Here is a 12747-nt window from a genome sequence, read left to right on the forward strand (position 1 = left end):
TGTCGAATCGCCTGCTCAAAGGCCAGGTCTTGCCAGTTGGCTCCTTTCAGAATCACTCGTTGTCCGGCTCTCAACGACTCAAGTTTGCCGGGGATGTGCTGAATTCGTCCCTGTTTATCCACTCCGGGGCCGCCCAGAAGTAACCGTCGCCAGCTAGTGTGCGAATGGCAGTCAATAACAACGGTATTGTCATCGTCCATAGCACTTTCGATAGCACTTCCTGTAACGCTTCCTGTAACACTTTCGGCACTGCGGAGTTCAGTTAATACCGGAGGAACCCCCTCGATCTCCATCGTTGAGTCATTGTCGTTTTGTGGATCGAACTGCCAGGTGTTTTCAGGTCGATTAATTCGCCGCCAGAAATCAGCGCCTGGCGCATCATCCCGCTGGCCAACCGATGCCAACTGTGCAGGGTCTGCCACCACAAGCAGATCAACATGCTCACCCAGAGAGCGTTTCGTCCTGCTGATTTTGTCGTATAGACAGGGGTTATCCGGGTCCAGTAGATCATTAAATTTTGGCAGATCGTCGCTGGTGAGCTTTCGGATATCCATCACCAGGGTGAGTGGCTGTGAATTTTCAAACAGCTTGCCTGAGCGCAAAATCTGGTGGCCATCGTCAGAAATGCTCAGTCGGCTGACCAGATTACCCTTTGAGAGGTCATCGGGGTGGGAGATAAGAGTGACATCACGATGTTCATCGCCGCTCCGGGCCATTAAAAGCTGTCGAATCTCATCATCACTGGCGACAAAACGAAAATCAAAGGAATAAGGGGTTTTGCGAAGCGAGGAGCCAGTTGAGGATACGGTTCTCGCTTTGTAAGGCAGTGTCATCGAAGGTGACGATCTACTGAGTTCGGGAGTGACCTCATTGCAGATTTCGACCCGCTCTTTTGACGATAACTCCTGCTTTGACGTCCTGTCTGGCAGGCTGCTGTGAGGCACCTCACTGGCAGGAACACGTTTGTTTATTGCCCCATCAATCTGACCATCCATAATCCATCTCACTCCTGTAATCTGAAAGACTGCATCAAAATTGTTTAACTCTATGACCTTCAGACAGGATGAAAGTTTCATTTGGATAAATACTCGTGGCCATCACAAATGCAATGGCTTCACTGAATATTCATGAACAGCACAGGGAACCAAATGGATAGACAATGATCTAAAATAATAAGCTATTTGAAAATTAACGATAGACAGGAGAAGAGATATGAACGGAATCACACCACCCAACAGCCCAAATAATCAGTCATCTAATCAGTCATCTAATCAGTCATCACCATATCAAAAAGCGACTGACGAGTGCCCTATTTGTTTCGATGCTTTCGACAAAAGAGAAGTCAAGGTTGCCGAACAATGCAAACATATGTTTCACAAAGACTGCCTGACTCGATGGTTATCGGAAAATACAACCTGTCCTGTATGCAGAACCAGTCTGATGGATAGGGAAGTACAGCCATTGCCTGCCATGCCCTTGAGATTTTCATTTTTCCCTCGTTTCGACGATCGGGTCGACGTCGCACGTTCTGCGGACACCCCAGCCCGGTTGGGTTCGCAGATAGCCTTCTCTGGATACGTGGGGAGGGATATTAATTTAGTGGATCACTCAGTCAGGGTTGACTACCCCTGATCAAAAGAAATCAATGGAGTATTCCTATGGGGGCGCCCGGCCCAAGGCGCCACTTTCCCAGAATTTCGCACTGGTTCCTGTTTCGTCACAGGTTCCAATGAACCCGCTCCAGAGGCTAACACGCCACGTCCTGAGCTAAGATATTCCTGGCAGCATGAGTGTCATTATTCCCCGCATGACCACAAGCAACACATGTGAAGCCAGACTGTGACTTGCGGTTGTCTTTATGGACATGACCACAGGCAATATAGGTTTACAGCAAAGAGTCATCCACAATTCAAGCAACAGGACTTATTCTTCTGCCTGGTCATCAAGCCCAAAATGCAGGTATGCGTGCCTGGTGACCATACGCCCTCTGGGCGTTCTCATCATATAGCCTTGTTGAATAAGATAAGGCTCCAGTACATCTTCGATGGTATCTCGCTCTTCACTGATGGCTGCCGCCAGACTGTCTACCCCGACCGGTCCACCATCAAACTTTTCGATCATGGCCAACAGCAGTCGTCTGTCCATATGATCAAAACCGCTGGCATCGACATCCAGCATATTCAGTGCTGCATCGGCTGTCTCCTTGTGGATCACACCATTGCCCTTAACTTCAGCAAAATCCCGCACCCGTCTTAGTAATCGATTGGCGATTCTGGGCGTTCCCCTGGAGCGCCGGGCTATCTCTTGCGCACCTTCCTTATCAATACCCACCCCCAGAATTCCGGCAGAACGTTCCACGATATGAGTCAGATCCTCAATATTGTAAAACTCCAACCTCTGTACAATACCAAAACGATCCCGGAGTGGTGATGTCAGCAGGCCCGCCCTGGTGGTGGCTCCAATTAAGGTAAAGGGAGGCAGATCCAACTTAATAGAACGTGCCGCCGGGCCTTCACCAATCATGATGTCCAGCTGATAATCTTCCATCGCCGGATACAGCACTTCTTCCACCACCGGACTGAGGCGGTGAATCTCATCAATAAACAGAATGTCATTGGGCTCAAGATTGGTCAGCAGTGCCGCCAGATCACCTGCTTTTTCCAGCACCGGGCCAGATGTAGTTCGAATGTTGCTACCCATCTCATTGGCCAGTATGTGGGAAAGCGTGGTTTTACCCAGCCCCGGAGGACCAAATATGAGGGTATGATCAAGGGCGTCATTACGAAGCCTTGCAGCCTGGATAAAAATCTCCATCTGCTCCCTGACTTTTGGCTGCCCTACATAATCAGCCAGTTTTACCGGGCGAATAGCCCGATCCATCACCTCTTCCAAAGGGCTTTCCGAGGAGGATATCAATCGATCTGCTTCAATCATTTTCTAACTCATTTACCAGTACTCTCAGCGTACCATCTCCGGTCTGTTAAAAAAATAATGCAGCATTGGGAACAAAACGCTATTTTTAATCGTCCAAGCTGCAGCCGTGGCATTGAGATACCGGTGGGTGCGATGCCTTTTCAGCTAAAGGTCAATGGACTCCCAAGCACCCTGTTTTTCAATTCTGATTAAAGGAAGTACTCAGGATGAATACACATTTTGTTTCAGGAAAAGGCCTGACTAACTCGGTTCTGGCCTCCATGATGTTCGGGCTTGTGCCCGTCTATGTACAATTTATTGAACTGTCCGGAAATACCCTGTTCTGGAGCCGGATTGTTTTCAGTGCCGCCTGTCTGACAGTGGTCTGTAATCATATGGATCGGCTGCAGGGCTTCAGGGCTATTTTTCTTTGCCGTAAAACTGTCCTGATGCTATCTCTTGGCGGATTAATAGTAGGCTTTCAGTGGTGGCTGTTTGTTTGGGGCCCTGTGAATGACAAAACCCGAGATCTGTCCCTTGGCTATTTCTTGCTGCCACTGACTCTGGCATTAACCGGCAAACTGGTATTTGGCGAGCGACTCAACAAGACTCAATACTTTGCCATGGGGTTCGCCTCACTGGGTGTGCTTGCCATGATTTGGCAACAGGGCTCTTTACCCTGGGTCAGCCTGGCAGTGGCCGGTCTTTATCCGGTATATTTCATCATTCGCAAGCCATTAAAGGTCGACACCCTGCCCGCTCTGCTGTTTGAGCACCTGCTGTTCCTTCCAGCCAGTATTTTCATACTGATGAGCGATCACAGCTTTATGCAACACCTGACCCAGTCCGCCACTCTGTGGTATCTGCTGCCAGGTCTGGGACTGCTCTGCAGCCTGTCACTGATCTGTTACATCAACGCCTCAAGACACTTGTCTGTCAGCTCGTTTGGTCTGTTGTGCTACCTGGAGCCTGCTTTGATCTTCGTCGTAGCTGTGACTGTCCTGGGAGAAGGCTTCAACGCACAGCAGTGGTTAAGCTATAGCTTTATCTGGCTGGCTGCTGCAATCATTTGCGTTGACTCGGTCAGCAAGCTCATCCGGAAAACTGTCAACCAGACAAACAGGTGAGACTCCCGTGTCTCTCCTTCCAGATAATGTGAGGAAGCATCAGATCATACTTTTCAGAGCCTGACGAATCAGCTCTTCACTGGTCATACCGTCCTTGAACAATCTGCCAATGATTTTGCTGGCTTCCTGAGGCTTGTAACCCAGAGCCACCAATGCACTGACGGCTTCCTGTTCAATATCTTGTGCTGCGGCAGCCATTTCCCCACCAACAATCAAAGGCTTTTCTTCCAACAGGGGCGCTGACTGCCAACGATCCAGCTTATCTTTCATTTCAATAATCAGCCGCTCGGCTGTTTTCTTACCCACACCCGGCAGCTTGACCAGTGTGGCACTGTCTCCCTCCTTTACACAGCGTACCAATGCATCAGCTTCAATACCTGACAAAAGGGTCAGTCCAAGCTTGGGACCTACTCCATTGACCTTAATCAGGGTTCTGAACAATTCCCGTTCATCACGACTGCTGAAGCCGTAGAGAAGCTGAGCATCTTCACGCACGACAAAGTGGGTGTACAAAACGACTTCTTGACCCACTTCCGGCAATTTATAAAAAACCGACATCGGAGCTTCCAGTTCATACCCGATACCATAGGCTTCGATCAGCAAATGAGGAGGCTGTTTGTCAGCCAGAAGACCCCGAATTCTTCCAATCATGTCGTTTCCCAAATTTTTTATTTTCTGACCATGTAGTCAGAACACCTAACAATACGCTGAGAACCATGAACTCCTGAGGATTGCTCTTCTCTAATCACTGAGAGACATCAATCCAACAGCCTGAAGGAGCGGCCTCATGAGGAGACTTCGCACATTTTTGGGAGTACTCTGGCAAATCCTTCCTAAGGCTGGTCTGGCCAGTGAATACCATCCCGCTGTGACCGGCGGGGCTATTCCTATCCCTTTCATCCAGTCACAGAAATCTCTGTTGGTGGAGGCCCCTCCGGAGCGAATAGCAAATTCACCTAAGCTCGATAAGCCTGTTCGCAGTTTCACCGGCTATATACAGGGCTATACCAGCCTTCCTATGAGAGATCGGGCTCTGGTTGCTCTTCGAAGTGCCTACCTCTGTAATACCAGACACCTGATCCCGGACATTGCTCAATGTGCTCTGGACACCGGTCTGAAAGCCAGTGATGTACAAATGGTTGCTCGCGGTCTCCTGGCACCGGGCTGGGACAACCGCCAGCGCCTGTTACTGAAAACCACTGAAGAACTCTACAAAGAACAGATCATAGGTATAGAAAACTGGAAAGCATTGAAGAAAATCTATACGCCGCAACAGATTGTAGACCTGGTGTTTTGCATCGCTTCCTTTCACCTTTGCGTCCACCCAAACTAAGCCTGCCCCGTGAGACGACGACGTCGGGTACCTGTAGCACCTGCCATTCTGACCAGACTGGAGCGGGTATGAGCATGACAAAGAGCAACTGCCAGGGCGTCTGCGGCATCAGCCTGAGGAGTATCATTCAAGTCAAGGATAGACTTCACCATGTGCTTTACCTGGTACTTATCCGCAGAACCTTTGCCAACCACCGCCTGCTTGACCTGCCGGGCAGAATACTCCGACACCTCAAGATTATGATTGACCACAGCCACAATAGCCGCCGCCCTGGCCTGCCCCAGCTTCAGTGCCGAATCGGCATTCCTGGACATGAACACCTGTTCGACACCCACTGACTGTGGGGTGTAACGTTCAATCAGAGTACTGATACCTTCATAGATCTGCTGCAATCGCTCAGGCAAAGGCGCTTCCCGGATGCGAATACACCCGGAAGCCACATAATGTGTTTTATTACCTACTTCTTCAATTAATCCATAGCCGGTAATTCTTGATCCCGGATCTATCCCCATTAGGATGGCCATTCAGAATGTATTCTCAAGTCGGATATCGCGATTTTCCATGACAGCTGTTTGATATATCCCAAGAGTCACTGACTTCGGCAGCTCCTGCCAAAAACATCTGACAGACAGGAATTCTGTCATCATGATTACGTCAAAAGGATACTGTACATTCATACAATATACCAGTGATCCCACTGGGTATCAGAAACTTACAATTCAAGAACACTGAATTACCAAACTTGCCTGTGAGTAACGATAGAAGCAGCTTAGTATTTCTCTGGCAATGCTCTCATCGTGAAACCCTGGCAGGATCATTGCCCTTGCTCAAGACGGTTTTACTCCACAAGAAGATCCGGAAACAATCAATGCCCGATCTACTAAAAACATTATTGATTATCACTGGCATCATTGTCGTATTGTTTATGCTACTGATAGGGTTCAACGTCTGGGCATTCACTCATGTGTCTGCCGGGCAGGTATTTCCAGAACTAAAGCATGAAACCATTGTGATCAAGTTGCACGGTATTTGACCTCACTCGCAACACCGCAACAGCAAAATTTTTATATAGAAGCGGGAGCCCGACAATTTTTTATAAGAGCAAGAAAAGTAAAAGCAAAAAAAGCCCCGATACTTTCGCTGTCGAGGCTATTCACAAGGAAGGGATAACTTAACCCAGCTGCTCCATCACTTCAGCAGGAATATCAGCATTGGTGTAAACGTTTTGCACGTCGTCCAGATCTTCCAGACGATCCACCAGCTTCATGATTTTTTCTGCACCGTCTTTGTCCAGTTCCGTCTGGGTGGAAGCGATCATCGCTACTTCGCCACCTGCTGGCGTCAGACCTGCAACCTCTATGGCTTCTTTTACTGCCATGAACTCAGTCCAATCAGTGACTACTTCAATGGAACCATCGTCGTTAGTCACAACGTCTTCAGCGCCAGCTTCAAGAGCGGCTTCCATGACAGTGTCTTCATCCAGGCCCGGTTCGAAAAAGATCTGCCCCTTGCGCTCAAACAGATAAGCAACAGACCCGTCAGTGCCAAGATTGCCACCGTGCTTGGAGAATGCGTGACGTACTTCTGCAACGGTACGATTACGGTTGTCTGTCAGGCATTCCACCAGAACTGCGATACCGCCAGCACCGTAACCTTCGTAGATGACTTCTTCCATATTGGAATCGTCATCACCACCGGCACCACGAGCAATGGCCCGGTTGATGGTGTCACGGGTCATATTGGCCCCCAGAGCCTTGTCAACCACCTGACGCAGCTTGGGGTTGTCCTCGATATTACCACCGCCCTGCTTGGCTGCTACCACCAGCTCACGAATGATCTTGGTGAAGATTTTGCCACGCTTGGCGTCCTGTGCCGCCTTACGGTGCTTGATATTGGCCCATTTACTATGACCTGCCATAGAAAATACCCTTTATCTTTTCTTGAACAGGCCGGTAAAAACCGGCCTTAAACAATTTATGAAATGGTCGCAGACGCTTTATGTGTCGCAGACGCTTTGTGTGTCGCAGACGCTTTGTGTGTCGCAGACGCTTTGTGTGTCGCAGACGCTTTATGGATTGATCAGTGACTGGTTGCAGACGCCGGATCGCGACGAATACGGATGTTCAGGTCGCGCAGCTGGCCAGCATCCACTTCACCCGGAGCCTGAGTCAGCAGACACGCTGCAGACTGAGTTTTCGGGAAGGCAATAACGTCACGAATGTTATCGGTACCACACAAAAGCATAACCAGACGGTCCAGACCAAACGCCAGACCACCGTGGGGAGGCGCACCGTATTTCAGAGCGTCCAGCAGGAAGCCAAACTTCTCCTGTTGCTCTTGTTCCTCAATCTTCAGGATGCGGAATACCGTCTGCTGCATTTCCTGATTGTGAATACGAACAGAGCCACCACCCACTTCGTAACCGTTGATAACCATGTCATAAGCACGGGACAAAGCTTCCGCAGGATTAGCTTCCAACTCTTCAGGTGAAGTCGTTGGGGCTGTGAAAGGATGGTGCAGTGCAGTCAAACCACCGTCGTCTGCTTCTTCAAACATCGGGAAGTCGACAATCCACAGTGGCGCCCATTCTTTCGTGTACAAATTCAGGTCAGCAGCGATCTTGCAGCGCAACGCGCCCAAGGCTTCGTTAACCACCTTCTCTTTATCAGCACCAAAGAAGACGATATCGCCATTCCTGGCATCCAGTCGCTCCATGATCTTCATGGTGACATCGTCGCCCAGGAACTTGATGATCGGAGATTGCAGGCCATTGGCGCCACTTTCAATTTCGTTAACCTTGATCCAGGCCAGACCTTTGGCACCGTAAATGCTGACAAACCGAGTGTAGTCGTCGATCTGCTTACGGGACAGTTCAGCACCACCGGGAACTTTCAGAGCAGCTACACGCCCTTTGGGATCTTCAGCCGGTCCTTTGAAGACCTTGAATTCAACTCCGGCCATCAGATCAGCCACATCCACCAGCTCCAGCGGGATACGCAGGTCCGGCTTGTCAGAACCATACAGGTTCATGGCCTGTGCATAAGTCATGTGCGGGAATTCGCCCAACTCAATACCGCCCACTTTCTTAAAAGTGCTCTTAATAAGGTCTTCAGCCATTTCCATGATCGGGGACTCATCCATAAAGGAGGTCTCAATATCGATCTGAGTAAATTCTGGCTGACGATCAGCACGCAGGTCTTCGTCACGAAAGCATTTTACGATCTGGTAGTAGCGGTCAAAACCTGCCACCATCAGCATTTGCTTGAACAGCTGAGGAGACTGAGGCAGCGCGAAGAACTTACCTTCGTGGGTACGACTGGGCACCAGGTAGTCACGGGCACCTTCCGGGGTAGCACGGGTCAGAACAGGCGTTTCGACATCCAGATAGCCGTGCTCATCCATAAAGCTGCGTACGGCACTGGTCAGCTTACTGCGAAGGATCATTTTTTCCTGCATTTCCGGACGGCGCAGGTCAACAACACGGTTTTTAAGACGAACTTCTTCACCCACATCGGTGTAGCCTTCGATCTGGAAAGGAGGTGTCTGGGCTTCGTTCAGGATGTCTACCTGCTTACCCAACACCTCAATCTCACCGGTGCCCATGTTGGTGTTTACAGTCCCTTCCGGACGAGGACGAACCAATCCGGTGATTTTCAGCACGTATTCACTGCGTGCTTTATCGGCAAGGGCAAAAGCCTCTTCGGTGTCGGGATCAATAACTACCTGGGCGATGCCTTCACGGTCACGCATATCCAGGAAGATCACACCACCATGGTCGCGACGGCGGTGTACCCATCCACAAAGAGTAACCTCCTGCCCGTCATGGGAGAGATTCAGTTCGCCGCAATAATGGCTGCGCATAAGATACCTCGAAACTGGGGAGCTATTCAGGTTCAGCACAGAATTATCAGAAATTTTGTGCCTGAATGTATGGTTTTGAGTCACTCCGGGTAAAACAACCTCAGTGCTCAAATAACCGAATTATTCACTGGCGGCTGCAGGGCCGCCCGAGCCCTTGGCAGGGCCCTGATGATCATTGGAGGACAGATTCTTCTTATTGCCACTCTTGAAGTCTGTTTCGTACCAGCCAGCGCCTTTCAGCCTGAAGGCCGGTGCACTCAACAGTTTTGTCAATTCAGGTTCACCACAGACACCACAGTCGGTCAGAGGCGCATCGCTGAAAGTCTGAATCACTTCCTGCACATCACCGCAACTTCCACACTGATATTCGTAGATCGGCATTGAATCTGTCTATCCTTTGTTTGCCATTGTCAGAACTGGGGCATTATACCTGAACCCTTGATTTTCACCAGATAGTCTCGGGGCCTATAGACAGGAAATGGAAACAGGATGAGGGATATTTTCAACAGCTGTAGCAGACTTTCCGAAAGGCCAGGGAGGGAAGTCCCTCCCCTCCTGCTTTCAAACTCGATTACTTTTACTGATTTGGATAGCTGCCTCCTGCTGTTTTTCCAGCGACTCAGCGACTTCCAGAGGAATCGATTCGAAATCCTGCAGATGCTCGGCAACACTCTTGCGTTGGGTATCCACATTCTCAGCCACTTCATCCAGGTGATCTTCTTTCATATCCTGGGTTTCTTCACCTTCTTCCAGCTTGGCTTCCATCCAGAGACGGGCAAAAATCTGCGGATTGCTTGCACCCTCAAAACTGAGGTTATCACCCCGGTGAGTCTCTGCCGCGGGGTTGGCTGCATCTTCAAGTGCTTTTTCTGAATGAGCACTATTCAGAGCAATAGCGAACCCCTCCCCGGCTGCAGGAAAGTTTCTTGCCTGTGGTTGATCATCAAGGCGCTGAGCAGCAATTCTCAGCTCAGCAGGGTCAGAGGGTGAGAACACCCGTCGCAGCGTCTCCATATCTTCAGCGGAGAGGTACTGATCAACGCCTTCATCACGTTCAATCTGGTTTTCCTCCAGCCGGACCTCGTCTCTTCTGAGCTCTTTATCCAGAGATTTTATTCCATCTTTGTTCTGCTCGCGCTTTCTGGACTCCCTGACCTGATCTTTCTGTTCCCTCTGTTCGAGCTCTTTGACGGTTTGCACACCTTCTTCACCGGTTTTCAATGCGGCAGGATCGAACCTCTGACGAATTCGCCCCAGCAGACTGTTAACACGAACAAACTCTTCCGTCACTGAGTTCAGCTGCCTGTTGGCTTTGAGCAAAGCGGCATGATCTGTGGCATTATTGGTTTGCAATGTTTGGATCTGCCCGCTCAGAGTATTAATTTCTGAGGTAATGCCTGCAATTTGATGCTCAAGCAAGGTTATTTCAGCCGTCAACCTGTCCACTAGGTTGTTGCTGCTGCTGTTGTTGTTACCAGCATAATTGTTACCGGCATGACTGCCAGCATAATTGTTACCGGAATAATTGTTACCAGCTTGGTTGTTAGCGGCCTGATTGGACTGAGCACTGGCCAATTCTTGCAATTTCAGGCTTTTATACAAGGTCTTGTTTACCAAGTCTTCGACATAGGAATTACGCTGAGCCGTTTTGTCCGTTAAATCCTCGGTTCTGGATCGAATATTCCCTCTAAGAGAGTGGGCAGTAGCTGCACTGTCTTGCCTCCTGCTCTGTTCATAAACCCTGTTACTGAAGGTCTGATCGATCGATGCAGCACTGACCATAGCCTGAGTATCACTGATCATTCCCTTAATGATAAGAATGAGTGACTGGGTATCATTAATATCTATATCCCGGGCATCGAAACGACGATTGAATTCATGCACTGCTGCCCTGAAGCCATCCATTCTTGCGTCAAAGGCTCTTTGAAGAAAGTCGCGACTGTCTGCATTAGAAGCGCCAGGCTGATCCGGGCTAACACTGACCGCCTGACCATTATTACTGTTTGCAGAGTTGGAAACCGAGTTCGAGCTGCTGAATCCTTGGCTTACCTGACCCTGATTTGAAGCTTGAGATGCTTGCCCGCCCTGTTGCACAGGGGTCTGGGATACTCCGGAATTGGGATCGACTGGGTTCATAGTCACTTCCTCCCTGAAGGTTCTATCAGATAGTGTTTTAATTGTTTAGCCTGTTTTCGCTGCTCTTCCCAACCTTTGGAAGATTTCAGAATTTTCGCGGCATTTGCCAACGCTTTAACCGCCAGTTTGCGATTTTTCAGACGAATAAAGCACTCTGTCATACAAATGGATGGACGAGGGTCTCTGTTATCCAGCTTTTCGGCATAATTCAGTGCGGGTATTGCAGCAGCATCCTGATTTAAATGGTGAAGAGCCAACCCTATTCCCAGATAGTAACGAGGACTGTGATGATCCAGAAGAGCCAGATAACGAAAGACTTTGAGAGCTTCTGCATAGTGACCAATGCCGAAATAACTGAATCCAAGTTGGTAGATGGCTTCCATCTGATCTTGATTCAGCCCTCTCAATTCACGTATTGTCCCGCCCTGTTTTAAATAAGCCAGCCAGAGGTCTTTTCCTTCTTCAGCGTTTCGCTGCAAGCTGCTCATAATTCATCCCTGAAAAGTAAATGATCTCAATTCATTATAAACATTCATTTTTTACTGCCTTTCATTCATTAGTCTTGTTCAATCAATAAAAAGAAATTAAAAGAACAATTTTTTATTCATTAAGATAATTTGCAAAATACCAGATCACTGTTTTACTCAAGTACTCATGTTGCCTAAACACTGAATCAAATCGACCGAGCCTAATAACATCAGGTCTACATTTTTGCAGGAGTTATACCCAAGGGTTATCTCTGAGTGTTTATAAAATTCTATTAAACCTCAGGAAACACGAGGGTTCTGTCCAATGAAACCTGACGTTATAACCAAGGTGAATGCTTCTGTAGGCATTGCGTCTCTTTCTGCTGGCGCGCTGGCTGATTGAATGTAGCTACATTTAGGTTGGTTCGGGAGATTTCAAGGGCGTTGCCGGAGATGTGCAGAATGATATTCTTGCGCAATTTCCGCGACAATTATTATGGATACGAGGGCATGATTGACGTTCACCTCTGAGGAGAACAAACAGTCAATGTCTTTAGGGGTGGGAATGCTGGATGGCTTTATCAGACAAGGATGCGGGCCCGCTTAACGCTAGTACAAAAGATGTGAGATTTTTCTAAACCCTGTTGCATCCTGTTCAGGATTGTATAAGAATCACTCTTAGCCCTATGGGGAGGTTTCGCAGTACATTCCGTCCAAGCAGTACAAGGATATTGAAACCAGGGCTAGAAGAACACACATCGAATACAGCAAGGAGCTGAACACTAATGAAACTTGCACAAATCAGTGCACTGAGTGCTGCCATCTTTATGGCTACTTCTGCTCAGGCTAATGCTTTTCTGGACGACTCAAGCCTGAATCTGGAGCTGCGCAACTTCTCCCAAACTAAAAC

The 12747-nt window shown here is 48.8% G+C and carries 14 protein-coding genes; 4 read left to right on the forward strand and 10 right to left on the reverse strand.

Annotation, left to right across the window (positions count from 1 at the left end; genetic code table 11):
- Positions 1–995 (reverse strand): hypothetical protein (locus KDK19_RS13160; RefSeq protein WP_257292142.1); only part of this gene is annotated, 995 nt, incomplete at its 3' end.
- A gap of 217 nt (positions 996–1212) precedes the next feature.
- Here KDK19_RS13160 and KDK19_RS13165 point away from each other — a divergent pair.
- Positions 1213–1632 (forward strand): RING finger protein, encoded by a 420-nt coding sequence (locus KDK19_RS13165; protein ID WP_257287631.1) that lies wholly within the window; start codon positions 1213–1215, stop codon positions 1630–1632.
- 115 nt (positions 1633–1747) lie between these two features.
- On the opposite strand, the gene KDK19_RS24415 is transcribed toward KDK19_RS13165, so the two are convergent.
- Together KDK19_RS24415 and ruvB are read right to left on the reverse strand one after the other, a co-directional pair.
- Positions 1748–1879 (reverse strand): zinc ribbon domain-containing protein, encoded by a 132-nt coding sequence (locus tag KDK19_RS24415; RefSeq protein WP_368736463.1) that lies wholly within the window; start codon positions 1877–1879, stop codon positions 1748–1750.
- Positions 1880–1923: 44 nt separating this feature from the next.
- On the reverse strand, positions 1924–2934 hold the full coding sequence (gene ruvB, locus KDK19_RS13170; protein WP_257279895.1) for a Holliday junction branch migration DNA helicase RuvB: 1011 nt from the start codon (positions 2932–2934) through the stop codon (positions 1924–1926).
- A gap of 206 nt (positions 2935–3140) precedes the next feature.
- On the opposite strand from ruvB, the gene rarD reads away from it, so the two are divergent.
- Positions 3141–4040: an EamA family transporter RarD gene (rarD, locus tag KDK19_RS13175; protein ID WP_257279896.1), complete on the forward strand. Its 900-nt coding sequence runs from the start codon at positions 3141–3143 to the stop codon at positions 4038–4040.
- 39 nt (positions 4041–4079) lie between these two features.
- Here rarD and ruvA read toward each other — a convergent pair whose 3' ends face one another.
- Positions 4080–4691 (reverse strand): Holliday junction branch migration protein RuvA, encoded by a 612-nt coding sequence (gene ruvA, locus KDK19_RS13180; RefSeq protein ID WP_257279897.1) that lies wholly within the window; start codon positions 4689–4691, stop codon positions 4080–4082.
- Positions 4692–4827: 136 nt separating this feature from the next.
- Between ruvA and KDK19_RS13185 the strand changes: the two genes are divergently transcribed.
- On the forward strand, positions 4828–5373 hold the full coding sequence (locus KDK19_RS13185) for a carboxymuconolactone decarboxylase family protein (protein WP_257279898.1): 546 nt from the start codon (positions 4828–4830) through the stop codon (positions 5371–5373).
- Here KDK19_RS13185 and ruvC read toward each other — a convergent pair.
- Complete coding sequence (gene ruvC / locus KDK19_RS13190) at positions 5370–5897, reverse strand: crossover junction endodeoxyribonuclease RuvC (RefSeq protein ID WP_257279899.1); 528 nt, start codon at positions 5895–5897, stop codon at positions 5370–5372. The genes KDK19_RS13185 and ruvC overlap by 4 nt on opposite strands.
- 344 nt (positions 5898–6241) lie before the next feature.
- Here ruvC and KDK19_RS13195 point away from each other — a divergent pair, with 344 nt between their 5' ends.
- Positions 6242–6406 (forward strand): hypothetical protein, encoded by a 165-nt coding sequence (locus tag KDK19_RS13195; protein WP_257287632.1) that lies wholly within the window; start codon positions 6242–6244, stop codon positions 6404–6406.
- Positions 6407–6544: 138 nt separating this feature from the next.
- On the opposite strand, the gene KDK19_RS13200 is transcribed toward KDK19_RS13195, so the two are convergent.
- The 5 genes from KDK19_RS13200 to KDK19_RS13220 all read right to left on the reverse strand — a co-directional run bounded on the left by KDK19_RS13200 (position 6545) and on the right by KDK19_RS13220 (position 11858).
- A complete protein-coding gene (locus tag KDK19_RS13200; protein ID WP_257279901.1) occupies positions 6545–7291 on the reverse strand; it encodes a YebC/PmpR family DNA-binding transcriptional regulator in 747 nt (248 codons plus the stop codon).
- 161 nt (positions 7292–7452) lie between these two features.
- Positions 7453–9234, reverse strand: coding sequence for an aspartate--tRNA ligase (gene aspS, locus KDK19_RS13205; RefSeq protein WP_257279902.1), 1782 nt, complete (start codon positions 9232–9234; stop codon positions 7453–7455).
- Between the two features lie 120 nt (positions 9235–9354).
- A complete protein-coding gene (locus KDK19_RS13210; RefSeq protein WP_257279903.1) occupies positions 9355–9615 on the reverse strand; it encodes a zinc ribbon domain-containing protein in 261 nt (86 codons plus the stop codon).
- 180 nt (positions 9616–9795) lie between these two features.
- Complete coding sequence (locus tag KDK19_RS13215; RefSeq protein ID WP_257279904.1) at positions 9796–11370, reverse strand: hypothetical protein; 1575 nt, start codon at positions 11368–11370, stop codon at positions 9796–9798.
- 2 nt (positions 11371–11372) lie between these two features.
- Positions 11373–11858 (reverse strand): hypothetical protein, encoded by a 486-nt coding sequence (locus KDK19_RS13220; protein ID WP_257279905.1) that lies wholly within the window; start codon positions 11856–11858, stop codon positions 11373–11375.
- Positions 11859–12747: the final 889 nt, after the last annotated feature.

Source organism: Endozoicomonas sp. ONNA1 (assembly GCF_024606325.1).
Taxonomy (GTDB): domain Bacteria; phylum Pseudomonadota; class Gammaproteobacteria; order Pseudomonadales; family Endozoicomonadaceae; genus Endozoicomonas_A.